This is a genomic window from Polaromonas sp., from assembly GCF_016185115.1.
Lineage (GTDB): Bacteria > Pseudomonadota > Gammaproteobacteria > Burkholderiales > Burkholderiaceae_C > Polaromonas.
This window is the reverse complement of the sequence record NZ_JACPOF010000021.1, coordinates 282,311-307,133: the sequence shown is the minus strand read 5'-3', so window position 1 is coordinate 307,133 and position 24,823 is coordinate 282,311. Positions and strand designations below refer to the sequence as shown.

Here is a 24,823-nt window from a genome sequence, read left to right as displayed (position 1 = left end):
ACCAAGCTGTGAGGTCAGTTGCAGGTCAGCCCCTGCAGGCGATAAACGCCTGTATGAGCATACGACAATTCCTTCTTGCAGCAAGCCTGGCGGCGGTATTGCCGGCCCATTCCCAGGTCACGGGACAGGGAGGCGCGCAGGGCGCGGCCATGCCGCTGGCTGCGCCTTCGCCATCGGTGGCGGGCACCCCCATGACCCTGGCGCAGGCCCTGCAGGCCGCACGCAACAACCTCGATGTGTCGCTGGCCCGGCGTGCGCTGGCTGCGGCCCAGGGCGATGTGGCCGCAGCCGATCACGCACCCGCACCGGTGTTGACAACAAAGGCCTCGCAGATGGACCTGCAGCGTGGCATAGGCGGCGGCAACCTGTTTCGCGACAAGCGCATCGACAAGTCACTGGGGATGGACTGGACCTGGGAGCGTGGCAACAAGCGCGAACTGCGTACCCAGGCGGCGCAAAGCAACGCGGCAGCGGCGCAGGCAGACATTGAAGACATGCTGGTGCAGCAGCAGCAGGCCACAGCCTTTGCCTACTTTGACCTGCTGGCCGCACAGGAACGCATCGGCCAGGTGGGCGAGATATCGCGCAGCGCCACACAGCTGGCCAACACCGCCAACCGCCGTGTGCAGGCCGGTGACCTGGCGGCCCAGGACGCAGCACGCATCGAGATTGAGGCCCAGCGCGCAAGCACCGATTTAATGTCTGCGTGGCTGGACCGTCAGCGTGCGGCGCTGGCGCTTGCGCAACTGACGGGCTTCACGGGCGCCGGCATGCTGGTCGTCCAGCCCGACTGGCCTGCAGTTGTCAGGGCCGACGCTGCGGATGCCGGCATCATTTATCCGTCAGTGGAAAGCCGCCCCGACGTGCGTGCAGCGCTGCAACGTGTGGAGGCTGCCCGCGCAGCTCTGGACGTGGCCTCTGCACAGAAGAAGGCTGACGTGACCGTGGGCGCATCGTTTGACCACTTTCCGGGCACCTCCACCAGGCAGCTGGAGCTCCGGCTGCAGATGCCGCTTTACGGCCTCCTCGGTGGCTACAACTTCCAGGGCGAGATCGCCAGGGCGCAGGCCCAGCTGGACCAGGCGCAGGACATCCTCGACAGGACACGCCGCAATGCGGGCAATGAACTGCAGCGCCTGCAGCAGGACAGGCAGGGCGCAGGCGCACGTGCCTTGAGCTATGAAACCACCATTCTTCCGCGCGCGCGCAAGGTCGCGGAGATGGCAGAACTGGCCTACAGCAAGGGCGCGATGTCGCTCACCGAGCTGATTGACGCCCGCCGCACGCTGCGCACCATCCTGATTGAGGACCTGGCTGCCCGCACCGAGCATGCGAAGGCTGCACAGGCCTGGTTGTTACGTCAGCCCTGACGCGCAGCCCCGAGATACCACGCCATCCCTTTCTGGAAACCATCGTGAACCGTACCCTTCCCCACTCCCTGTCCGCCTGCGCACTGCTGGCCATGCTTTTACTCGCAGGCTGCAATGAGGCCCCGTCGCCTGCGCCTGAACCACCTGCGCCCATATTGCAGGGCAGCCAGTTGCGCTTTGCGCCTGGGCATCCGCAGCTGGCGCTGCTGGGGATTGCGACAGCTGCGCCGGGCAAGGCCATCGTGGTGGAACTGCCTGCAAAACTGGTCTGGAATGAAGAGCGCACGCAACGCATCTACCCTGCGTTTGCAGGACGCGTAATGGCCATCAAGGCCGACGTGGGCCAGGCGGTCAAGCCCGGCACGCTGCTGGCGCAACTTTCGTCACCCGATTACGGCATTGCACAGGCCGATACCGCCAAGGCGATGGCCGATGCGCAACTGACGAAAAAAACGGTACAGCGACAGCGCGAACTGTTTGAGGCCGGCATCATTGCGCGCAAGGACCTGGATGTGGCCGAAGCCGACGCAGCACGCTCGCAGGCCGAGATCCAGCGTGCCGAAGCGCGTACCCGCCTGTATGGCGGCGGCGGCAACGTCAACCAGCAACTGGCACTGGTCTCTGGCATCAATGGCATGGTGGTCGAACGCAATCTCAACCCCGGCCAGGAAGTAAGGCCCGACCAGTCCGGCCCGGGTGTGCCTGCGCTTTTTGTGGTGACTGATCCGACATCGCTGTGGGTGCAGATTGATGCGCGCGAGTCGGAGATCGGTACGCTCAAGCCGGGCTCGACTTTCGAGCTGATCATTCCCACGCTGCCAGGCCAGAAGTTTGAAGGCCGCGTCGCTGCAGCATCCGACTTTATCGACCCGTCCACACGCACCATCAAGGTCCGTGGTGTGGTGGCCAACCCGGAACGCCTGCTGAAATCCGAGATGCTTGCAACGGCGCGTATCGAACGCATCATCGGCCCCGGCGTGGTGATTCCTTCGCAGGCCGTGTCGCTACTGGGTGCCAAACACACGGTGCTTGTGCAGGTGCAGCCGGGTGTATTTGAAACCCGGGAGATTTCTGTCAATTACCAGGGCCCGCGTGAAACCGTGGTGTCGCGCGGCCTGGAGGCCGGCGAACACGTGGTGAGCGAAAACATGCTGCTGCTGGCGCGCGAGTTCCGTACAGCGCAGGAAGATGCGCGCACTGCCACGGGCGGCGACAAAAAGGCAGCCAATGCCCTTGAGTCAGCCAGCAAACCGGCGACGACCCCGATGCCCTCAGGCGCACAGGCCAAGCCATGAAAAAGCTTATTCACTACGCGCTGCACCAGCCCTTGTTCATCGTGCTGGGCACGCTGCTGTTTGTGATGGCAGGCGTGATCGCCTTCAAGAATCTTTCTGTCGAGGCCTTTCCCGATGTGACCGACACGCAGGTCACCGTGATCGCGCTTTACCCCGGCCGTGCGGCCGAAGAAGTTGAAAAACAGGTCACCCTGCCCATCGAGGTGGCGCTGTCAGGCCTGCCCAATTCCATACGCGTGTTCTCGCACACACAGTTCGGTTTGTCATTCACCGTCGTGACTTACGACGACAAGGCCGATGTGCTGCAGGTGCGTGCGCAGGTCAGCGAAAGACTGCGCGGCGTTGACCTGCCTGCCGGCGTTGAAGCCAACATTGCCCCGAATGCCACGCCGGTGGGCGAGATCATGCGTTACCGCGTCCGCGGGGACGGAAAGACCACCACGGAACTTCGCACGCTGGAAGACTGGGTCGTTGAGCGAGCCTTGCGCCAGGTCCCGGGTGTGGCCGATGTTGTGGCCATGGGCGGCTTTATAAAGCAGTATGAGGTCCAGCCCGATCTCGACAAACTTCGGGCCTACAAGCTCACCTTCCAGAATCTGCTGGACGCGCTGGGGCGCGGCAACGCCAACGCTGGCGGCAGCTATGTCGCGCAGGGCGCGCAGCAATACGCCATACGCGGCATTGGCCTGCTGACATCGCCAGATGACATCGGCCGCATCGTTGTTTCTGCAAAGGGCGGCACGCCCATATTGATACGCGACATTGCGCAGGTGAAGATTGGCGCAGTGGCACGCCTGGGCACCGTGGGCCAGGACCAGGATGACGACGTGGTCACCGGCATTGTCATCATGCGCAAGGGCGAGAACCCCAGCGTGGTCCTCAAGGGGGTAAAAGAAAAAATCGCCGAGCTGAACGACCGTGGCCTGCCCAAGGGCGTGCAGATCGTGCCCTATTACGACCGCACGTGGCTGATGGGCAAGACGCTGACCACCGTGTTCAAAAACCTGGTCGAAGGTGCCTTGCTGGTGGCAATGGTGCTTTATCTTTTCCTGTCCAACGTGCGCGCCAGCCTGGCCGTGGTGGTCATCATTCCGCTGGCCTTGCTGTCGACCTTCCTGGGCCTGAAGATCATGGGCGTGCCGGCCAACCTGCTGAGCCTGGGCGCCATGGACTTCGGCATCATCGTGGACGGCGCGGTGATCGTGATCGAAAACATCATGCACCGGCTGTCTGAAGAAAAAGAAGGCATGAAGGATTCAGACAGGCGCAATGTCATCATCGAGGCGGCCAATGAAGTTGGCAGGCCGACACTGTTCTCCATGCTCATCATCATTGCCGCGCACATCCCCATTTTTGCGCTGCAACGCCACGAAGGCCGGATCTTCCAGCCGATGGCGCTCAGCGTTACGACGGCACTTGTGGGCTCGCTGATTTTCTCGCTCACGCTGGTACCCCTGCTGGCCTACTGGATGCTGCGCAAAAAGATACCGCACGGCGACAACCGTGTGGTTGCCGCAAGCAAGCGTTTTTATGAACCTGTTCTCAACTGGGCGCTGGATCGCCGCCGTACTGTCGTGATCATCGCACTGGGTGTGTTTGCACTGGCCATGGTGGCGGCATCACGCCTCGGATCGGAGTTTTTGCCCGAGCTTAACGAGGGCACGATCTGGGTCAATTTGCGCTTGCCCTCCAGCGTGTCAAACGAAGAGGCTACGCGCGTGCTGCGAAATGTCCGCAAGGCGTTGATGGCCGTTCCCGAGGTGCGAACCACCGTGTCCAAGGCAGGCCAGCCTGAAGACGGCACCGACCCCAAAACCATCAGCATGGCCGAGGTCTTCGTGGACCTCAAACCAGAGGAACAGTGGCGCAAGGGATTGACCAAGGCACAACTCATTGACCAGATGGACAAGGCTGTGTCTGCGCTGCCCGGCATGGAGCCCGCTTTCTCGCAGCCGATCCGCGACAACGTGCTGGAGTCCATCTCGCAGATTGACGGCCAGATTGTGATCAAGGTTTCGGGCGACGATCTTGTCGAAATCAAGCGCCTGACCGAGATGATTGAGCGCGAGATCAAGCAGGTGCGGGGTGTTTACCGCGCGGAGATCGACCGGGCCGGTGACCTGCCGCAACTGGTGATTGACATTGACCGTGACCGGGCAGCGCGCCTGGGCCTGAACGTGCAGGATATCCAGGATGTGATTGAGGCGGCGTTGGCCGGCAAGGCCGCCACCCAGATCTGGGAGGGTGAGCGCAAGTTTGCGGTGGCTGTGCGCCTGCCTGAGAACCGGCGTGTCATTTCAAGCCTGCCGCAGACCCTGATTCCCACGCCTGATGGTGGTTACGCACAACTTGGCAGCGTGGCCACGATACGCGAGACCAGCGGCGCCATGAACATCGCACGCGAGGCCGGACGGCGCACTGCGGCCATCGGCATCTTCATCAAGGACAGGGACATGGGCTCCATCGTCAAGGACATGCAGGCGCGTGTGTCCCAGAACGTCAAGCTCCCGCCAGGCTACACCGTCGGCTGGTCAGGCGAGTTTGAAAACCAGGAACGCGCAATGCAGCGCCTGACGGTGGTGGTGCCAATCTCGCTGCTGCTGATTTTTGTATTGCTGTTCGACGCCTTCAAGTCTTTCAAGATGGCGGCCCTGATTCTCATCAACGTGCCCCTGGCGCTCATAGGTGGTTTTGTGGCGCTCTGGATTTTTTCAATCCCGCTGTCGGTGTCTGCGGCCATTGGTTTTATTGCGCTGTCAGGGCAGGCGGTGCTCAACGGCGTGGTGATGCTGTCGGTCTTCCAGCAACTGCAGAACGCAGGTCACAGTGCGCTTGATGCCGTCAAACTGGGCTCCATGCAGCGCCTGCGCACCGTGCTCATGACGGCCATGCTGGCCGCGCTGGGTTTGCTGCCCATGGCGCTGTCGCATGACATCGGCTCGGAGACACAAAGGCCGCTGGCTATCGTCGTGATTGGCGGGCTGATCACCGCCACCCTGCTCACACTGGTGGTATTGCCTGCACTTTACGTCTCGTGGTTTGGCCGGGCAAAAATGCCGGCACGCGTGCGTGAACTGGCGGGTGAAGAAGACTTCGTTTGAAGGTAAGGGCTCGCGTTCAGGCGCGGGCTATTTTCATGCCTTCAAGCGCCGCCTGCTGTGGGTTAAGGGACAGCGTGACGGCGCTGACTACAGCTACGCCGTCCACGCCGCAGGCCATCACGCCGGGCATGCGCTCCAGCGAGATGCCGCCTATGGCAACCACCGGATACGGCGCAGCGTCCGCCACCCACAGTTTGAGACGCTCCAGGCCCACAGGCTCATAGGGCATCACCTTGAGCGTGGTGGGGTAGATGGGACCTATGGCCAGATAGGACGGTTGTACCGCGTGCGCGCGAGCCAGTTCTTGCGGCGTGTGCGTGCTCAGTCCCAGCCTGACACCTGCCTTGCGCAGGGCTTCGATGTCGGCAATGTCCAGGTCTTCCTGGCCCAGGTGAACGCCATAAGCGCCACCCGCAAGCGCGAGCTGCCAGTGATCATTGATGAAGACCTGCGCGCCAGATACCCTGCGACCGGCTTCAATCGCGGCCCTGACTTCGCGGGCAATCTCCTCCGGTGTGTGGTCTGCTGCCTTGATGCGCAGCTGGATCGTGCGCACGCCCCAGCCAAGCAGGCGCTCAACCCATTCGGCAGTGGGCACGACAGGGTAAAAGCCAATCGGTCCTGTCAGCGCGGGAAATGCCTTGTCGTTCATGGTGCGTGCCAGAAGGGGACGCCGACTGTCGGTGTGGAAGCCTGCGCCGCAGCACGTTCCGGCATCGGGGTTGATTCATATGACGCCCGGCCTGCTGCAATGCCATCGGCAAACGCGCGTGCCATGCGCACCGGATCGCCGGCCTGTGCCACGGCGGTGTTGAGCAGCACTGCATCAAAGCCCATCTCCATCACCTGCGCGGCATGCGAGGGCCGGCCCAGGCCGGCATCAACCACCAATACGGCATCGGGCAGGCGGCGGCGCATGGTTTCAAGTGCGTAGGGGTTCAAGGGGCCACGGCCTGTGCCTATGGGTGCCGCCCAGGGCATGACGGCTGCACAACCTGCATCGCGCAGGCGCTGGGCAATGACCAGGTCATCGGTGGTGTAGGCGAAGACGGCAAAGCCCTCTTTCGCCAGCACCGTAGCCGCCTGCAACGTGGCCTGCGGGTCTGGTTGCAACGTGTAGTCGTCACCTATGACCTCAAGCTTGATCCAGGTGGTGCCGAAAATCTCGCGTGCCATTTGCGCCAGCGTGATCGCCTCTTCAGCGCTGTGGCAGCCTGCGGTGTTGGGCAGAATGTGGCACTTGAGCGCCTGTATGCGTTGCCAGAAACTGTTGCCACCGCCACTTTCGGGTTGCAGACGACGCAGGCCGACGGTGAGGACTTCAGTGCCAGAGGCTGCCACTGCATCGCTGAGGATTTGTGGCGATGGGTAATGCGAGGTGCCGAGAAAGAAGCGGCTGTTCAGCGTGGTGCCCGCAACCGTCCAGGGCTTGCCATGCGCGATGGGAGGGTTAGACATGCCTAGCCTCCTGTTATTGGGGTGACGATATCGATCCGGTCACCATTTTGCAATGCACGTTCCGGCCACTGCGGGCGTGGCACAAAAGCATTGTTGATGGCGCAGGCAAAAGCGGTCGTGAAGTCATAGCCACGCGCCTGCAGCAATGCGTGCAGCGTCGGGGCCTCAGTCGCCACGCGCTCACCATTGAGGGAAATATCAAGCATCGTCATGGGCGACATTTTCGTTCAATACGGTTTCATTCAGCAGCTTGTTCGCAAGGTCATCGACCAGTGCGGGCGCACAGAGGTAACCGTGCCGGTACAGGCCGTTGATATGCCAGACACCGCAGCGCAGGGCAATGGCGGGCCTGTGGTCATCAAGCGCGGGGCGCAGTGCGGCAGCCAGCCGCAATACACGCGCTTCCCCGAAAGCGGGGTGCAGGCTGTAAAGCGCGCTGCCAAGCTCCAGGGCGGAGCGCAGGGTCACGGGGCCATCATCTTCTGACTCAAGCTCGGTGGCACCGACCACAAACTGCTGGTTGGGGCGAGGCGCCACATAAAGCTGGTAACGCGGATGCATGAGGCGCACCGGCCTTTGCAATGTCACGCCGCTGCATTCCACCGTCAGCACCTCGCCGCGCACGCCTCGCAGTTGCGGCCACTGGGTCTTGCTGCCCACACCGCGGGCATCCACGGCCACATCAACATCGTGTGATGCGTCGGCGCAGACGATGCGCCTGGCTTTGACCCGCTCCACGCCTTGCCCCTCATGCCACTCGCCGCCGAGACGGTCTATTTCAATCGCGAGCGCGGCCATCCACTGGTCATTGGCAAGCTGGCCTTCGCCGTCCAGGAACAGCCCGCCGCCAAAGCGCCCGGCCAGTGCCGGCTCCATCTGGCCAAGGGCCGTTGCATCCAGCGAATGAAGCTGTGACCGCGATGCCTCAGGCAGCTTGTGTTGCAGCAACCGTGTGAAATGCTCCAGGGAACTCTGGTCCTGCGTATGGGCGACAACAAGAGTGCCCTCCCTGCGGAAGTAAACCTCGTGCCCTTGTGCCGCCATATCGGCAATCCACTCTGGCCACAGTTCAAGCGAACGGTTGCCCATGGCAAATACTTCATCGTCGGCAACCGCCAGTTCAGCCAGCGGCGAGAGCATGGCCGCGGCTGTCATGGAGGCGGTGTTGATGTCGCCGCGGTGGCGGGTATCAAACAGGCTCACGCGGCATCCGGCGCGCAAGAGCCGCCAGGCCAGTGTGCGGCCGGCGAGACCTGCACCTGCAATACCGACGTGAAGTTTGCTCATGTTTGTTGCGCGATCACTTTCAGGAATAAATCTCGCTGCCGCCTTCGCGGAACTCTTTGGCCTTTTCTTCAAAGCCGGTATCCACCTGCTTGATGGCAATCACACCAGGCGTTGATGCGAGTGTGGTTGTTTCAGGATTGAGCCGCGCAAATTCGCGCACCTCCTGCGATATTTTCATTGAACAGAACTTCGGGCCACACATGGAGCAGAAATGCGCCACCTTGGCATTCTCTTTCGGCAGGGTTTCATCGTGATACGCCATTGCCGTGTCGGGGTCAATCGCCAGGCGGAACTGGTCTTCCCAACGGAACTCGAAACGTGCCTTGCTGACGGCGTTGTCCCACATCTGCGCGCCCGGGTAGCCTTTGGCCAGGTCACCCGCATGCGCAGCAATCTTGTAGGCAATCAGGCCCTGCTTGACATCATCGCGGTTCGGCAGGCCGAGGTGTTCCTTGGGCGTCACGTAACAAAGCATGGCCGTGCCATACCAGCCGATGTTGGCTGCGCCCATGGCTGACGAAATGTGGTCGTAGCCCGGAGAGATGTCGGTGATCAGAGGGCCCAGCGTGTAGAAAGGCGCTTCAAAACAGGCCTCCAGCTGCTTCTCGACGTTTTCTTTCACGAGTTGCAAAGGCACATGGCCCGGACCTTCGATCATGACCTGCACATCGTGTTTCCACGCGATCTGTGTCAGCTCGCCGAGCGTGTGCAGTTCTGCAAACTGCGCTTCGTCGTTGGCGTCGGCAATGGAGCCTGGGCGCAGGCCGTCACCGAGCGAGAAGCAAACGTCGTAGGCCTTCATGATTTCGCAGATCTCGTCAAAGCGTTCGTACAGAAAGCTTTCCTTGTGGTGTGAGAGACACCACTTGGCCATGATGGAACCGCCGCGCGAGACAATGCCGGTCAGGCGGTTGGCCGTCAGCGGCACATAGGCCAGGCGCACGCCAGCATGAATGGTGAAGTAGTCCACGCCCTGCTCAGCCTGCTCGATCAGCGTGTCGCGGAAGATTTCCCATGTCAGGTCTTCGGCCTTGCCGTTGACTTTTTCAAGAGCCTGGTAAATCGGCACCGTGCCGATGGGCACTGGTGAGTTGCGCAAAATCCACTCGCGGGTTTCATGGATGTTCTCGCCAGTGGACAAATCCATCACCGTATCTGCGCCCCAACGAATCGACCAGACCAGCTTGTCGACTTCTTCTTCAATGCTCGACGTGACGGCCGAATTGCCAATGTTGGCATTGACCTTGATGAGAAAGTTGCGGCCGATGATCATCGGCTCGCTCTCGGGGTGGTTGATGTTGTTCGGGATGACAGCACGGCCGCGAGCGACTTCGTCACGCACGAATTCGGCCGTGATTTCCTGGGGAATGGACGCGCCGAATGAATGTCCACGCTTGGGCATGCGCTCGGTTGCCAGGCGTTCCGCCAGCTGCGCGCGCACCAGGTTCTCGCGGATGGCGATGTACTCCATCTCCGGCGTGATGATGCCTTTGCGGGCGTAATGCATTTGCGAGACATTGGCGCCAGCCTTGGCCCGGCGCGGCACCGGCGCATGCTTCATGCGCAGGGCAGCCAGCGCCGGATCGTTCAGCCGCTCGCGCCCATAAGCGCTGCTGATACCGGGCAGGGCTTCAGTGTCCTGACGTTCGTTGATCCACGCGCCGCGCAGGGGCGGCAGGCCGCGGGTGATGTCTATCGTGGCCGACGGGTCTGTGTAAACACCGGAAGAGTCAAACAGGCGAAGCGGCGGGTTGGGTTCACGCCGGGTTTCATTGCCCTCAGCGACCAGCGTGTCCGTCAGCGTGACCTCACGGAAAGGCACGCGAATGTCGGGCCGGGAGCCCTGGATGTATATCTTCGCGGAGCCCGGGAAAGGCGTGCGTGTGATGCGACCTGTGAGGTCATCGGTATCGACGGTAAGACGGGTTTTGGCCATGGCTTTTTGCTCCTGTTTCCAGAGGTGGGGTGCCTGCCGGGGAGCCGGGATCTGCCATCAAGGCCCTGTTGGAAAGGGCGGACGGAATGCCGGAGCCAATTGCGTTGTTCCCTACGCGGGGATAATCCCGATCAGGTTCGGCGGGTCTCGCATTTGCGATCTCAGCCCTTGATGAAACATCCTGGGCACCCCGACAAGCTAGTTTATTGTAAACCCCTGTGGAGGTTTGGCGCACCCCTGTCCAGGCTCACTGCGTGTAGCCTGTTCTCCCCTTGCAGGGGACGGCGCCTGCGGCCTGGCGGAGCCAGTTCCGCGGCGCCACCTGGCTGGATTCACCCCGGATCTGCCAAACTCACTGAAACCAGTCTTACATCAAACTTTACAAACCATCACGGCGGCGCAATGGCTGCGATACACGGGGCTTCCAGACTACATCTCAACCTGAAGCCAATTCCGGATATCAGGCATCTTCTCGAAAGGAAGCTCTCCATGAAATTCGCTATCAAATCTTCTGCCCTGAACAGCTTTGTACTCGCCGGCCTGCTGGCAACTGTTGGGGCCAGCGCCATGGCGCAGGGCGCCCCCGCTGCGCCGCCTGCAGGGCCTGCTGCCGCGGGCAAGCCATCCGGCCCTCCCGGTGAGCGCATGGGCCGCCACGACCCCGCAAAAATGCAGGCTTTTATTGCCAGGCGCCAGGCAGAGATGAAAGCCAAGCTGAAGATCACCCCGGCCCAGGAAGGCGCATGGTCGGCTTACACAGCGGCCATGCAGCCGCCCGCCCACGGTGCGCGCCTCACCCCTGCTCAGCGCGCCGAGTTTGACAAACTGACGACGCCCCAGCGCATCGACAGGATGAAGGAAATTCGCACCCAGCGCATGGGCGAGATGAACGCAGCGATGGACAAGCGCAGTGAAGCTACCAAAACCTTCTACGCGGCACTGACGCCTGATCAGCAAAAGGTGTTTGATGCCGAGCACAAGCGTCATGGGCGCGGCGGTCACCACGGTGGTCATGGCGGTCACCGCGGCGCCGGCCCACAAAAGGGCTGACCATCCTTTCAGCAAGTCGGGGGAGTCTTACCCGACAGCGCCCCGCACCGGACCTGCCCATGCCAGGCGGTGCGGGTTTTTATTTGCCGAGCAGGGTTTTGAGTTCGCCACTGGCGATGAGTTTTTCGAGGTCGGTGGCGCCGCCAATCAATGTGCCCCGGACGAAAACCATGGGCAGTGTGGGCCAGCCCGTCCACATCTTCAGCGCCGTGCGTTCGCGCCACAGGCTGAAGTAATTGCCGTACTCAAGGTAGTTGAAGGCGATGCCGGCCTGGTCCAGCGCCTTGCGTGCCTTCTTCACGAATGGGTTGATGCCCATGCCAACCACCACCACATCATTGGCTGACACAGCAGCCTGCACTTCTCTAACGATGGACTGATGCCAGCTGGACAACCTGTTTCGTATCGCCGGATGAATTTGCGTTTCGTCGAGTAATGCGCGTGACATGAAACTCCCCGTGCTGGTAAAAGCGCAGCATAACGCGCGCCAGGCTGGATGCAGACCGCAAGCTAAAGCGTTCGCGTCCGAAGTAGGGAACTGCCTCAAGGCAGTTTGAATTGGAGAACATGCACGGTTTTATTGCTACAGGAAGCCCGAACGAAAAAAGCCCCGCCAATAGATGGCGAGGCCTGGAGCTGCAGCACTAACTGATAACAGACCTCTGGCCCATCACCAGAAAATCAAGCTTCAATTGCTCGATTTGCCTTCTTTTTGCGGGGTATTACCTGCGTTGCCAGACAGACGTGCCTGGCGTGCGGCTCGCGCTTCAGCACGCTTGGCCTTGCGTTCTGCAGCAGTCATTTTTGGAGCCTGCATGGCGCCGCCTTCGGTGGTTTTCTCGGTATTGGGGTTGTTGGCACGGCTGGTGCCCGAGCCGCCACCGATGCCGGACTTTTGTGGAACGATTTCAGCCTTGACTTCGGCACGTGACTTCACGGAGGTGCCGCCGTCACTCATTCCGCTTGCGCCGGTAGGGCCTGCACCACCTTGCGTGCCGGATTTGCTATCCGACGTCTGTGCTGCGGCAAAACCGGATACAGCCATCATGGCTGCAAGAAGGACTGACATTGTTGATTTGTTCATTCGATTTCCTTTGGATTGAAGATGTATGCAAGCTGCACGTTGGCTGGAGACTATTGCAAGGGCTCCTTTAGAGTGACCATGGCTCCCCAAATCAATGCTGCTCGCTTGCAGCCCCCTCGGCAACACGGTTCATGTTCTGCATGACTCACTGCCACGCAGTGAGCCCCAGAGTCATGTCGTCGAGACGGCTTTTTTAATTGGCCTGACCAGACAGGTTGCCCTGCATGCCAGCTGACGCACCTGCCGACACGCCGGCTGAAGATGGAATGCTGCCGCGAACGGTGCCGCCAGCGCGTGCTGCAACATCACCGCCAGTATTCACTGCACGACGTGCAGCACGGCGTGTGGTTTTGACGGCGGTATCCGTGCTGCCCTGCACTGCCGCAGAAGTGCGGGCACCTGCACGGGCTGCGCCGCTGGTAGCAGCGCCGGTATTTACATTGGCATTCGTGCCTGCATTCAGCCCCGCTTCAGCAGAACCATTGGTGGCGGAGTTGCCTGCACTGGAGCGTACGTCGCTGCCAATATTTGCGTTCACGCCGGTACGCACACCTGCGTCCAGGCCTGCGCCAGACGTGGATACACCAGTGCCAGCATTGACGCCCACACCCACCCCGGCCCCTACGCCGAGACCGACCTGCGCGTGTGCGGAGAGTGCCATTGCTGCTGTGAGTGCGATTGCAGCGGGGATGGATCGCATGGAGAACTTGTTCACTTTTGACTCCTTTAGAGACTTGGGGGACCTGGCGAAGCAGATCCCGGTACCAACAATCTGAACCGTGCCTGAACCAGGCACTTCATCAGAAGCCACACCGACTGGTTTGGTTGACTCAAATTTAGGCGGCAAGTATTGTGGCGACTTATCGGCGCTACCCGCTCGTGCGCGTAGGACAGTACGCCCCGCAAACGTCCAAAAGCCTGAGCTTCCGCAGGGTTTGGATGGACTGCGGCCGGATGCATGCACACTCTCACAAACCGTCTCATACAAGGAATTAGCTTGCGGTCCTACATGCAGCGCATGGCCGTTACACAACAATAACTTCATCTGTTTGTTTTAATGGTGGTTTCATCGTTGCCTGGCCTGTACATCTGCGTGCGGTCCTTAAATTCATATGTCCATTCCCGCTTCTGCCATTTCCGTTAGTGAAGAAATACCTGCCGTTCGGTCATCCGAAGCTGATGCGGATGTCGTTGTCCAGGCGCAGGAGGCACTGGCAACGGCAGCCATGACCTTTTCGCTGAAGGTTCTGACCGTCAATATTCACAAGGGATTTACATTCTTCAACCGGAAGTTCATCCTTCCCGAGTTGCGGGAGGCCGTGCGCACCGTGGGCGCAGACGTGGTTTTCCTGCAGGAGGTGACGGGCAGTCACACCACCCATCAGGACAGGTTTGACAACTATCCCGATACGCCCCACTACGAATTCCTGGCTGACAGCATCTGGCCGCAATTTGCCTATGGCCGCAACGCTGTTTACACACATGGCGACCACGGCAACGCCATCATGTCCAAATTCCCCATCGTCCGGTTTGAGAATCACGATGTGTCCATCAGCGGACCGGAGCGCCGGGGCCTGTTGCACTGTGAACTGCAGATCCCCGGTCGCTCCCTGAACGTCCACGCCATTTGCGTGCACCTGAGCCTGACAGAGTCCCACCGTATGCAACAAATGCAAAAGCTCTGCAAGCTGGTGGAGGACACCGTCCCCGCTGCGTCTCCCCTCATCGTGGCCGGTGACTTCAACGACTGGCGGCACCGTGCCGGCAGGCAGCTGGCAGAAGGTGCGGGCCTCCACGAAGTGTTTGTACAGGCCAACGGTCATCCGGCAAGAACCTTTCCAGCGCGGCTCCCGCTGCTGCGGCTGGATCGTATTTACGTGCGCAACGCCATTGGCCATGCGCCTGTGGTTCTGCCAAACAAGCCATGGTCGCACCTGTCCGACCATGCACCGCTTGCGGCAGAAATAGAAATCTAGAGATTCATTCGGAGGACGCAGTGAGTAAGTGGATTGAAGGTAACAAATTCGCACTGCTTGAAAATGGCGAGGAATTTTTCCCGCGTGTTTTTGAATGCATCGCCGCAGCCGAGCGTGAAGTCGTCCTGGAGACTTTCATCCTGTTTGAGGACAAGGTCGGCAAGGAGCTTCACGGCGCCCTGCTGAAAGCGGCTGAAAGGGGCGTCCAGGTAGATGTCACCGTCGACGGCTTCGGGTCACCGGATCTTTCGCACGACTTCATCTCCATCCTGACGCAGGCTGGCGTGCGGGTCCATGTCTTTGACCCCGGCACACCGATTCTGGGCTGGCGCACCAACGTCCTGCGCCGCATGCACCGCAAGATAGTGGTGGTCGACGGCAAGCGTGCTTTTGTCGGCGGCATCAACTATTCAGCCGATCACCTTGCCGATTTCGGGCCGCAGGGCAAGCAGGACTATGCAGTCGAGATTGAAGGCCCTGTCGTCACCGCCATTCATGACTTTGTGCACCGTGCGCTTGCTGCCGGTCAGCGCAACGCACAGGGCTCCAGCACGTCTGGGCCGTGGCATGACCGCTTTCCCGGCCATTCGCAACGCAGCCCGGGTGACAGGTTGGCCATGTCTGTGACGAACGACAGTGCCGGCGGGGCAGGCGCCCTTTTTGTGACACGCGACAACCGCAAGCACACCAACGACATCGAGCGCCACTACCGCATCGCCATTCGCGCTGCGCGTGAGCGCGTGGTGATTGCCAACGCCTATTTTTTCCCCGGCTACAGACTGATCAGGGAAATGCGACGGGCCGCGCGCCGTGGTGTTGATGTGCGCCTCATATTGCAGGGTGAACCAGACATGCCCATCGTCAAGACGGCGGCCAGCATGCTCTACCACCATCTGATCAAGGCCGGTGTGCGCATCTACGAATATTGCGAGAGACCCCTGCATGGCAAGGTGGCGGTATCCGATGGCGAGTGGTCTACCGTCGGCTCCAGCAATCTCGACCCCCTGAGCCTGTCCCTGAATCTTGAAGCGAACGTCATCATCCGGGACAGGGCGTTCAACCAGCACCTGACCTCACGCCTTGACCACCTCATACAGAACAGCTGCAAGCAGGTCACGGCCGACAGACTTGAAACGTCCCGCTGGTGGTTTTCGCTGCGTAATTTTTTTATTTTTCACCTGCTGCGCCGCTATCCGTCGTGGGCGGGCTGGTTGCCTACCCATGCGCCCCGCATCATTCCCGCGATGTCGCCCGGCAATCATGGTGCTGAGGCGAACCGGCTCAAACATGCAGGCGCGGACAACGTGGCCAACGCCGACCCCGTGTGAAGCAGTCTGCTGACACCGCGCCAGCTATCGTGCCTGACCTGCCTGCCCTGCCAGACCTGCGTGTTGGGACGGCATCCCGGCATTCGTGGTGGCCATGGGTCAGGAGGGTAGCCGGCGCGATATTCATGGTCATGGTTGTCGCGCTGCTGGCGTTCCAGGCGCGGAGTATCGAGTGGCACGAGGTGCTCACTGCACTTGAAAACTATCCCCTGTCGGCCGCATGGAGCGCTGTTCTGCTGGCCATCACGAGCTTCACGCTTTACAGCTGCTTTGATCTTCTGGGCCGCAAATACACCGGGCATGGCCTGGGTACATGTACGGTGATGGCCACCACCTTTGTGAGCTATGCATTCAACCTGAACCTCGGCTCACTGGTGGGCGGGGTTGCGATGCGCTACCGCCTCTACTCGCGTCTTGGGCTCGGGCCAGGCGTGATCACGCGCGTCATGTCGATCAGCATGCTGACCAACTGGATGGGCTACGTATTTCTGGCCGGCCTGGTATTCAGCATCTACCCGCCCGCCGTGCCCGCGAGCTGGGGTATCCAGCCTGTCGTACTTCGCCTGGGGGGTGCCGGGCTGCTTTGCCTTGCGCTGGGCTATGTGTGCGCGTGCGCCTTTCTGGGCAATCGCCAGTTCAACATACGGGGCCATGTCATCGCGTTGCCGTCGGCCGGGCTTGCCTGCCTTCAGCTGTTGATGGGCGCGGCCAACTGGCTCTGCATGTCTGGCATTATTTTTGTCCTGCTCCAGCAGCGCATTGAATTCCCCATGGTGGTTGGCGTGCTTTTGCTGGGCGCTGTCGCCGGCGTGATCACGCATATCCCTGCAAGTCTGGGTGTGCTGGAAGCTGTTTTTGTTGCCTTGCTGTCCCACCAGATGCCCCAGCCAGACCTGCTGGCCGGGCTGGTGGCTTACCGGGTGATTTACTACATCGCGCCCCTGGCAATAGCCGTATTGGCCTATCTGGCCATGGAGGTCAGAGGCAGGAAGGGCCGCAATCGGCGCAGCGTTCCCGCGTGACGCGCTGCAAGTCCAGGCCCTGTGAAGCCTGAGGGCCACAAAAGCATCTGATTACTGTAAATAAATACAGCATTTTCCATCAAAAGCTGTATATTAATACAGTGTTTAATGAACCCCTCCAGCGCAAGCTCGCGATTTTGGCTGACGCCGCCAAATACGATGCCTCCTGCGCGTCGAGCGGCAGCTCCAAACGGAACTCGATAGGCGGCAAGGGCATAGGCTCAACCGAAGATTCGGGTATCTGCCACAGCTATGCGCCTGACGGGCGTTGCATTTCGCTGCTGAAAATCCTGCTCACGAATTTCTGCACTTATGACTGCCTGTATTGCGTCACCGGGTCAGCAGCAATGTGCCGCGCGCACGTTTTTCGGTTGATGAAGTGGTGGCCCTGACACTGGACTTCTACCGCCGCAACTGCATAGAAGGGCTGTTTCTTTCAAGCGGCATCATCCAGAGCCCCGACTACACCATGGAGCAGGTGGTCGAGGTGGCACGCAGGCTGCGCGAGGACCACGACTTTCGCGGCTACATCCACCTCAAGACCATTCCTGATGCTTCGCCAGAACTCCTGGCCGCTGCCGGCCGCTACGCCGACCGCCTGAGCATCAACATCGAGTTGCCCACGCAGGAGGGCCTTCATGCGCTGGCCCCCGAGAAAAACGCACCCGCCATTCGCCGCTCCATGGCCAGGCTTCGTGTGCATATTGACGATGCCAAAGGCGAGGCCATCGACAGCGCCCGTAGCAGCGTGATCTCCTTGCCGAAATCGCGGATGGCCAGACGCAGTGCCGCACCACGCTTTGCACCTGCAGGCCAGAGCACGCAGATGATTGTGGGGGCCGATGCGTCCAGTGACCGCGTCATCCTGCAAACCTCTGCATCGCTTTACGGCACCTTCCGCATGCGGCGCGTGTACTACTCGGCGTTCAGCCCCATTCCTGATGCATCGATGCGGCTGCCCCTGCTGCAGGCGCCCCTGCTGCGTGAACATCGCCTGTACCAGGCGGACTGGCTGATCCGCTTTTACGGCTTCAGCCACGACGAGATCGTGCCCGCCACACATTCATCGGACGCCAGCGATACCGGCGGCATGCTGTCGCTGCTGCATGACCCCAAGCTGGCCTGGGCGCTGGCCAACCGGGGCCGCTTTCCTGTGGACCTCAACCACGCACCGCGCGAAATGCTGCTGCGAGTACCCGGCATGGGCGTCAAGGCGGTCGAGCGTATTTTGCAGAGCCGCCGGGTTCGCCACCTGCGTGCAGCAGACCTGCTGCGCCTGCATCTGCCGCTAAAAAAGGTGATGCCGTTTGTGCTGCTGCCTGATCACCACCCGGGCGGCCTGCTTGATGGCATGGGCCTGGGTGAGCAATTGCGTGACCCCGTCCAGCCCGGGCTTTTTGATGAGCCTGCCCCTGCAGGGAAGACACCTGCGCCGGCCCGCACACTGCCGCAGCTTCCATATATTCCACCGCAAATCACGACCACGGCAGCAGGCATGACGGCCGCTTTGCCTACATTGGCAGCAAGCGGGATGAGCGCACCATGGGCCTCAGTAAGTGAAGAAAGGAGTTTGCCATGGGCGTGATGAATGACCCGCTGACGACCGACCTGTTTCCACAAGCCTTGTTGCCCGTCACCCTTCAGGGCGCAACCGACCTGGAAGGCTTCCGCCGTGCTTCACGCGCATTGCTTGCACGGCAAATGCTGCCCGAACAAATCGTCTGGAGCAGTGGCGATGAAGCCACCCGGGACCTCTTCGGCGCGCAGGCTTCAGGCGAGCAGGACACCTTTCATTACCTCAGCCCGCAGGAGTTTGCCGCTGCTCCCGCAGTCAGTGTGCCGCCCGAATTTTTAACGCTGTGCCAGGCCGCCATCCTGCACAGCGACCCTGCCCGCTTTGGCCTGCTGTACCGCATCCTGTGGCGGCTCGCACATGAGCCGGGTCTTCGTCACGATCCGCTCGATGCCGACATGATGCGCGCACAGCAAATGGCGCATGCCGTGCGGCGCGACATGCACAAGATGAAAGCCTTTGTGCGCTTTCGCAGCGTGCAGGACGAAACCTTCAACACCCACCCCGAAGGCGGGCCGCTGCACGTGGCCTGGTTTGAACCCGAACACCATATCGTCGAAGCCGTGGCGCCATTTTTTGCACGGCGTTTTGCGCAGATGCGCTGGGCCATCATGACACCTGAACGCAGCGTGGAATGGCTCAATGGCGGTACTGACGCGCCATCGTCAAAGGAAACAGGCGCAGATGCCGTGATGGCCGGCCTGCGCTTTGGGCCCGGCGCCCGCAAGGAAGACGCACCGCCGCCCGATGCCGGTGAGCAACTGTGGCTCACCTATTACCGCAACATCTTCAACCCGGCACGCCTGAAGGTGAAGATGATGCAGAAGGAGATGCCGCGCAAGTACTGGAAGAACCTGCCCGAGGCAGAGATGATCCACACGCTGGTGGCAGGTGCGCACGAAAGCAGCATTCGCATGATCGAGCAGCCCGGCAGCGTGCCGCGTCGCCGCATTCCCGTCATTCCCATCGCCGACGTGACGCATACACCGGTATCGGCATTCACCCAGACCCCGGACGGCAAGGCCATGAAGTCTTTGTCTGCCGTGCGTCAGGCCACCGAACATTGCCGTGAATGCCCCATCGGTGAATGCGCCACGCAGTCGGTTGCCGGTGAAGGCCCGGTCGGTGCGCGCCTCATGTTTGTGGGTGAGCAGCCAGGTGACCAGGAGGATGTGCGCAGCAGACCCTTTGTCGGCCCTGCTGGCCAGCTGCTTGACCGCGCCCTGCTTGAGCTGGGTATTGAGCGTGATGGCGTGTTTGTCTCCAACGCAGTCAAGCATTTCAAATACGAGTTGCGCGGCAAACGCCGCATCCACAAAACACCGACACAGCGTGAAGCTGCGGCCTGCCTGCACTGGCTTGACGACGAGATTCGCATCGTCCAGCCGCAACTGCTGGTAGCCCTTGGTGCCACAGCCGCCCGCTCACTGCTGGGGCGGCCCGTACCGGTGATGGCATCACGGGGCCAGATTTTCGAGCGTGAAGACGGCCTGAAGGTGCTGGTCACCCTTCACCCTTCCGCGCTGTTGCGTTTGCCGCCTCATGAAAAAAACCAGGCCTGGTCGGCCTGGCTTGCAGACCTTGCACACCTGAACGCGTAACGCCCCGGCCCTGAGGGCTCCGCAGTCAGGGTCGGCGGCCTGCAACCAGCTCGCGGAAACCTGTTGCCGGGTCCAGCGTGCGCACAAACGACCAGCCGGGCAACAGGGCCAGCACGATCTCGGCGGTGGTGCGGACCACACAGCCCGGCATCAGGTGCCCGCCCGTCACGCGGCCCTGAGCGTCAGCCACGCTGGCATGCAGGTGAACACCGCCACTACCCGGAGCGGCCAGGGTGCCTGAGAGCGTGATCATTTCCAGCGGGCCTTCAAGCCGGCTGCCTTCAGGCTCTGCCGCATAGCGCAGCACGGCGCAGGAGAGGCCGCCGACGGACGAGATGACGCAGGCCGCCTGACAGTCTTTTTCGGCCATCAGCTGGTCGCAGGCCGCTTCGATGGCAAGGCGGAGGTCTTCACCCGGGCTCAGCCGAAGTGTATGGATGATCAGTCCGGCACGGTCTCGCATGGCTGAAGGTTAGCAGCGAAATGCATGGCTGCTTCGCGCCGAATCGTTATTGCAGACTTGATCCGTAATCCATGAACCCGGCGCAGTGCCCTATAAGAGTGTCGTGAATCCCGTCGCAAGCGTGGACCTGCCTACCCCCCTGTCAACATTGACAGGGGTAAGCCCGCCACCAACCCTTGTTTGTGTGTTAATCGATCTGGTTGGGATTTTTCAATCCTATACTTCGAGAACAAAAACGAGCAGGTAGAGGCTTACAACGCAGTTGTAAGAGGGAGGGCCACCGGTCATGCAGGACATCGAGTCGAGGGAGTTACTCTGGGCGCTGGGGTCGTGCTGCGCATTGCACGGCAAGCCGTTTGATGCGAAGTTGCTGCTCAAGCAACATGCACCGCCGTATTCAGTGGCCACCCTGGTCACCGCATCACGGGCGCTGGGTTTTCAAGCCCAGACTCTTCTGGTTGCCGTCGCCCATCTTGGCGACGCCACAACAACGACCATACTGCTGCTCAATGCCGTGCCTGACCAGCCCGACTTGCCCGACCAGCCCGGTCTCGGCCTGCTGGTCAGCATCGATGCACACGCCGGCACCATCAACTGGATACCTGCCGGCTCCAGCGATGCGGTAACCGACCAGCTAGGCGACTTCAATACGCGCTACAGCGGCCGGGTGCTGCAGCTCCAGCCGCAGGTCGAAGCCGTCAGGGACCCGGACCAAACCGCACAGGGCCCGGCTTCGTTTGGCTTTCGCTGGTTTGTGCCCGAATTGCTCAAGCACCGCAAGGTCTGGCGTGATGTGCTCTGGGCTTCCCTGGTACTGCAACTGCTGGCACTCGGCCTGCCCCTGTTCACGCAGACCATCATCGACAAGGTCATCGTGCATCAGTCTGAAAGCACACTGATCGCCATTGCCATCGGCATGGCCATCTTCATGGTGGCCACCGCCGTACTTACCTGGGTGCGGCAGTACCTGGTGCTGCACACCGGCAACCGGGTTGACGCCGTGCTGGCCGCCGGGGTGTTTGACCACCTCTTCAAACTGCCTCCGCGTTATTTTCAGAACCGGCCGACCGGCGTGGTCGCCGCGCGCCTGCATGGGGTGGAGACGATTCGCGAGTTTGTCAGTTCAGCCGCAGTGACCCTGGTTCTCGACGTGCCCTTCATGCTGATCGCCGTGGCCGTCATGTTTTATTACTCTGTGCCACTCACGCTGCTGGCCCTGGGCATTCTGTCTGTCATCGGCATTCTTTCGGTGCTGGTGGCACCCGTGTTTCAAAAGCGGCTCAACGAGCAGTTCATGCTGGGCGCGCGCAACCAGGCCTTTTTGACGGAATACATCGGCGGGTTTGAAACCGTCAAAAGCCTGCAGTTCGAGCCCCAGCTTAAAGCCAAATATTCGGGCTATCTGGCCACCTATCTTGAGTCAGGCTTTCAGACCAAGCAGATTGGCAATACCTACAACGTGGTCGCCTCTACCCTTGAGCAGCTCATGACGCTGCTGATATTGCTGGTCGGCGCGTGGATTGTGATGAACCCCTCGCTTGATGGCAGCGGCAAGGCAGCTGTGTTCACCATCGGTATGCTGGTCGCCTTTCAGATGTTTGCCGGCAAGCTGAGCCAGCCCGTCATGCGCCTGGTCGGCCTGTGGCAGCAGTTTCAACAAGCCAGCCTGGCCGTGGCACGGCTGGGTGATTTGATGAACGCCCCCACCGAACCCTACAGCCTCACGCCCAGCCGCCAGGCCGCAGGCCAGGGCCGCATCGAGATGACCAACATCGCCTTTCGTTATGCCGACGACCTGCCCTACCTGTACCAAAACCTCTGCCTCACGATTGAACCCGGCCGCACCATTGCGCTCATGGGTCCCAGCGGCTCGGGCAAAAGCACGCTGGCCAAATTGCTGCAGGGCTTTTACTGGCCCAGCAGCGGCCAGATCAAGGTAGACGGCATCGACATACGCCACCTCGGTGCCAACGAGCTGCGCGCCACCTTCGGCGTGGTGCCGCAAGAGACCGTACTCTTTAGCGGCACCATCTACGACAACCTGCTGCTCGCCAACCCACACGCCACGTTTGAGCAGGTCACACAAGCCTGCAAGATGGCCGAGATTCACACCATGGTGGAAGCCTTGCCACAGGGCTACCAGACGCCAGTTGGTGAACGCGGCGCCGGCCTGAGCGGCGGGCAAAAGCAGCGTCTCGCCATTGCAAGGGCACTGCTAAAGAGGCCCAGAGTATTGATCTTCGACGAAGCCACCAGCGCCCTTGATGCCGAAACATCAGAACACTTCGCTAAAACCATCAACGCCCTGCGGGGCAAGGTCACCATGCTCTTTATCACCCACGCACTGCCCAAGGCCTTGCGGGTAGATGAAGTGGTGCACCTGAGCGCTGATGGTGCGAGGCAGTTGCATGCTGTGCCGCCGACAGTGGGTGGTGAGTCTAGGCCGACGGCATGACGGATGCGGAACAGCCATGCGACCGCTTTAGAGTCTGAAATCCACACTACCTCGACTGAAGTCCTGTATGAAATCTCTCTTTCTTGCCCTCGCGATGTCGGTGATCTCGCCAGGCGACACCATCACCCTGTCAGTGGATGGTGATCTTTCAGATGATCTCAAAGCCATTTTGGGCGATGAGGTGGTCGATGCCGATGGTGCCGTCATGACGCTGGCCGAAGGCCAGACTGAAATCAAATTCTCATTGCGCAATGACAGTGACATCACCGATGACCTGACAGGCGCCATCAGCGCCAGCTACGAAGGCACAGACCCTGACAACGCACAGACAGCCGAATCAAACAGCTGGGCCCTAAACCTCAAAGACGCAGGCGAGATAGACAACACCTTCAACGGCGACTACCTCGTCAAGACCGAGACCAACCACGGCGCAGCCATCAACCGCTACGACCTGCAAGGCCAGTTGGTTGAAGTCGTGGCTCACGACAAGATTTACTACGTCAGCGATACCAGTGCCGACAACGTGGCCGACGGTGCAGACACCACGGCCCTTTGGGGCAATGACTACATGGACGGGGAGGACGGCGACGACGTGCTGATTGGTGGCGGCGAGGCTCCGTCCTCCAAACGGAGGATGCGCAGCGAGACGAATTTTGCTAGCCTGTGTATTGTTTCAAATAAGGGAGGACACATGAACAAGAAGTCCGGGCATTCACTTGCATCTGCGGGGGCTATTTATTTCGTGACTGGCTGTGTGCGTAAACAGGCCGCTACCGGCGCGTTTGACTACCAAGACAGGCATAGAAAGGCTCCCACCCGTTCTTCTGTGCGACTTGCGGGACATACCGGACTTGGGAAGCGCATGGACAGAACTTTGGTCATATCTCAACTGGTAGGGAAAAGCGTATGAAGCACCTCGTAACGATCAGAGTCCCCCTTTTTGTCGCGTCAATTTGCATGACTTCTTTTGTGCACGGCGATAGTTCGTTACCGAATAGCGTTGCCAGTCCAGTGCCAGCCCAAACTGAGTGCAACTCCAAATATCTAAAAGCGGACTCAAGCGTACATGCCAAGGACATCGTGGGTATGTATCGGCACTCCGTTAATCTTCCGCCACACTCTGCCTTTCCTTCTGAGGAAAGACCATCCGGGTACAACTATCTCGCCATTACTCTGACTGGTAATAACCAACTCAGAGTCAGGCTTATTACAAAAGAAGTTAACGGTCACCAGTGCGGCTTAGATAACAGCGCTTTGTTGTGCGGCCGAAGTATTCAAATCATCCCACGTGAAGATGAAAAAGCAGTCCTCGAAAGTCTTAAGCAGCCAGCGCCTCAACTAAATGTGACAAAAAATCAAATTCTCTTTACACAAAAACTGGATGGCAACTATGTTTGGGGTAGTCCCTATTGCGGAGCGCTAGGTGGACTGAGTCACAGTTTCAAGCGTGCTACGCGAAATCAAAAAATCGACAACTCAGTTTTTAATCAATAGGAGATCAACATGGCTTATACCGGCACCTCTGATGAAATTCAATTCAAGCAACGCCTTGAGCGGATGATTGAAAAAAACGAATTGTCAGGTAGAAGTCCGTATGTTCTGCATTGGGCAGGCACTTCAACAAGCGGGTGGAGTTTTGGCGTTTTTCAGTATGACATCGCGGGCCTGCCAACAGCGAAATCGTTGATTCGTGACATCTTAAAAAATGCAACATCGAGTTCAGGCGGCTACATTGTTGACGATGGCAACCCGGCCACATCTCGAGCCGCAGATACAGAGGTTGCAAGACTCTATTCTGCGGTTCAACAACGAGGTGGACAGGGA

Annotated in this window: 20 protein-coding genes, 1 pseudogene and 1 riboswitch; of the genes and pseudogenes, 12 read left to right on the top strand and 9 right to left on the bottom strand. The window is 60.3% G+C overall.

Features of this window, described 5'->3' with window-relative positions:
* Positions 1-53: 53 nt before the first annotated feature.
* The 3 genes from HYX42_RS16800 to HYX42_RS16790 are packed head-to-tail and all read left to right on the top strand — an operon-like array spanning position 54 to position 5,766.
* Positions 54-1,370, top strand: coding sequence for a TolC family protein (locus tag HYX42_RS16800; protein WP_293405095.1), 1,317 nt, complete (start codon positions 54-56; stop codon positions 1,368-1,370).
* A 44-nt stretch (positions 1,371-1,414) separates the two neighbouring features.
* Positions 1,415-2,665 carry an efflux RND transporter periplasmic adaptor subunit gene (locus HYX42_RS16795; protein WP_293405093.1) on the top strand — a complete coding sequence of 417 codons (1,251 nt, stop codon included), beginning with the start codon at positions 1,415-1,417 and terminating at the stop codon, positions 2,663-2,665.
* Positions 2,662-5,766 carry a CusA/CzcA family heavy metal efflux RND transporter gene (locus HYX42_RS16790; protein WP_293405091.1) on the top strand — a complete coding sequence of 1,035 codons (3,105 nt, stop codon included), beginning with the start codon at positions 2,662-2,664 and terminating at the stop codon, positions 5,764-5,766. Before HYX42_RS16795 ends, HYX42_RS16790 begins: the two co-directional genes overlap by 4 nt.
* A 16-nt stretch (positions 5,767-5,782) precedes the next feature.
* On the opposite strand, the gene thiE is transcribed toward HYX42_RS16790, so the two are convergent.
* Genes thiE through thiC form a run of 5 tightly spaced genes read right to left on the bottom strand, consistent with a single transcriptional unit; the run spans position 5,783 to position 10,447 of the window.
* A complete protein-coding gene (gene thiE / locus HYX42_RS16785; RefSeq protein WP_293405089.1) occupies positions 5,783-6,418 on the bottom strand; it encodes a thiamine phosphate synthase in 636 nt (211 codons plus the stop codon).
* Complete coding sequence (locus HYX42_RS16780) at positions 6,415-7,224, bottom strand: thiazole synthase (RefSeq protein ID WP_293405087.1); 810 nt, start codon at positions 7,222-7,224, stop codon at positions 6,415-6,417. The genes thiE and HYX42_RS16780 overlap by 4 nt, the downstream gene beginning before the upstream one ends.
* A 2-nt stretch (positions 7,225-7,226) precedes the next feature.
* Positions 7,227-7,436 carry a sulfur carrier protein ThiS gene (thiS, locus tag HYX42_RS16775; protein WP_293405084.1) on the bottom strand — a complete coding sequence of 70 codons (210 nt, stop codon included), beginning with the start codon at positions 7,434-7,436 and terminating at the stop codon, positions 7,227-7,229.
* A complete protein-coding gene (gene thiO / locus HYX42_RS16770; protein ID WP_293405082.1) occupies positions 7,423-8,511 on the bottom strand; it encodes a glycine oxidase ThiO in 1,089 nt (362 codons plus the stop codon). The genes thiS and thiO overlap by 14 nt, the downstream gene beginning before the upstream one ends.
* A 19-nt stretch (positions 8,512-8,530) precedes the next feature.
* Complete coding sequence (gene thiC / locus HYX42_RS16765; protein ID WP_293405080.1) at positions 8,531-10,447, bottom strand: phosphomethylpyrimidine synthase ThiC; 1,917 nt, start codon at positions 10,445-10,447, stop codon at positions 8,531-8,533.
* A gap of 91 nt (positions 10,448-10,538) precedes the next feature.
* A riboswitch (TPP riboswitch) is annotated at positions 10,539-10,650 on the bottom strand.
* 286 nt (positions 10,651-10,936) lie between these two features.
* Here thiC and HYX42_RS16760 point away from each other — a divergent pair.
* Positions 10,937-11,497, top strand: coding sequence for a Spy/CpxP family protein refolding chaperone (locus HYX42_RS16760; protein WP_293405078.1), 561 nt, complete (start codon positions 10,937-10,939; stop codon positions 11,495-11,497).
* A gap of 79 nt (positions 11,498-11,576) precedes the next feature.
* Here HYX42_RS16760 and HYX42_RS16755 read toward each other — a convergent pair whose 3' ends face one another.
* The 3 genes from HYX42_RS16755 to HYX42_RS16745 form a co-directional block, all read right to left on the bottom strand.
* Positions 11,577-11,945 (bottom strand): glutaredoxin, encoded by a 369-nt coding sequence (locus HYX42_RS16755; protein WP_293405076.1) that lies wholly within the window; start codon positions 11,943-11,945, stop codon positions 11,577-11,579.
* Positions 11,946-12,185: 240 nt separating this feature from the next.
* A complete protein-coding gene (locus HYX42_RS16750; protein WP_293405075.1) occupies positions 12,186-12,581 on the bottom strand; it encodes a hypothetical protein in 396 nt (131 codons plus the stop codon).
* Between the two features lie 193 nt (positions 12,582-12,774).
* Complete coding sequence (locus tag HYX42_RS16745) at positions 12,775-13,296, bottom strand: hypothetical protein (protein WP_293405073.1); 522 nt, start codon at positions 13,294-13,296, stop codon at positions 12,775-12,777.
* 511 nt (positions 13,297-13,807) lie between these two features.
* Here HYX42_RS16745 and HYX42_RS16740 point away from each other — a divergent pair.
* The 5 genes and pseudogenes from HYX42_RS16740 (at position 13,808) to HYX42_RS16720 (ending at position 20,081) form a co-directional block, all read left to right on the top strand.
* Positions 13,808-14,557 carry an endonuclease/exonuclease/phosphatase family protein gene (locus tag HYX42_RS16740; RefSeq protein ID WP_293405454.1) on the top strand — a complete coding sequence of 250 codons (750 nt, stop codon included), beginning with the start codon at positions 13,808-13,810 and terminating at the stop codon, positions 14,555-14,557.
* Between the two features lie 20 nt (positions 14,558-14,577).
* Positions 14,578-15,885 (top strand): cardiolipin synthase ClsB, encoded by a 1,308-nt coding sequence (gene clsB, locus HYX42_RS16735; RefSeq protein WP_293405071.1) that lies wholly within the window; start codon positions 14,578-14,580, stop codon positions 15,883-15,885.
* A gap of 125 nt (positions 15,886-16,010) precedes the next feature.
* Positions 16,011-16,907, top strand: coding sequence for a lysylphosphatidylglycerol synthase domain-containing protein (locus tag HYX42_RS16730; RefSeq protein WP_293405452.1), 897 nt, complete (start codon positions 16,011-16,013; stop codon positions 16,905-16,907).
* 101 nt (positions 16,908-17,008) lie between these two features.
* Positions 17,009-18,240, top strand: a pseudogene (locus HYX42_RS16725) (putative DNA modification/repair radical SAM protein); the annotation flags it as partial.
* A 242-nt stretch (positions 18,241-18,482) separates the two neighbouring features.
* Positions 18,483-20,081 carry a UdgX family uracil-DNA binding protein gene (locus HYX42_RS16720; RefSeq protein ID WP_293405069.1) on the top strand — a complete coding sequence of 533 codons (1,599 nt, stop codon included), beginning with the start codon at positions 18,483-18,485 and terminating at the stop codon, positions 20,079-20,081.
* Between the two features lie 25 nt (positions 20,082-20,106).
* Here the strand turns inward: HYX42_RS16720 and HYX42_RS16715 are convergent, their stop codons facing one another.
* Entirely contained in the window at positions 20,107-20,544 is a 438-nt protein-coding gene (locus HYX42_RS16715) for a PPC domain-containing DNA-binding protein (protein WP_293405067.1), read from the bottom strand.
* Positions 20,545-20,830: 286 nt separating this feature from the next.
* Between HYX42_RS16715 and HYX42_RS16710 the strand changes: the two genes are divergently transcribed.
* From HYX42_RS16710 to HYX42_RS16700, 3 genes are all read left to right on the top strand, one after another.
* Positions 20,831-22,999, top strand: coding sequence for a peptidase domain-containing ABC transporter (locus tag HYX42_RS16710; RefSeq protein WP_293405065.1), 2,169 nt, complete (start codon positions 20,831-20,833; stop codon positions 22,997-22,999).
* A gap of 67 nt (positions 23,000-23,066) precedes the next feature.
* The gene (locus HYX42_RS16705) at positions 23,067-23,909 is read left to right on the top strand and encodes a hypothetical protein (protein WP_293405063.1); all 843 of its coding nucleotides are present in this window, start codon (positions 23,067-23,069) and stop codon (positions 23,907-23,909) included.
* Positions 23,906-24,493, top strand: coding sequence for a hypothetical protein (locus tag HYX42_RS16700; RefSeq protein WP_293405061.1), 588 nt, complete (start codon positions 23,906-23,908; stop codon positions 24,491-24,493). The genes HYX42_RS16705 and HYX42_RS16700 overlap by 4 nt, the downstream gene beginning before the upstream one ends.
* Positions 24,494-24,823: the final 330 nt, after the last annotated feature.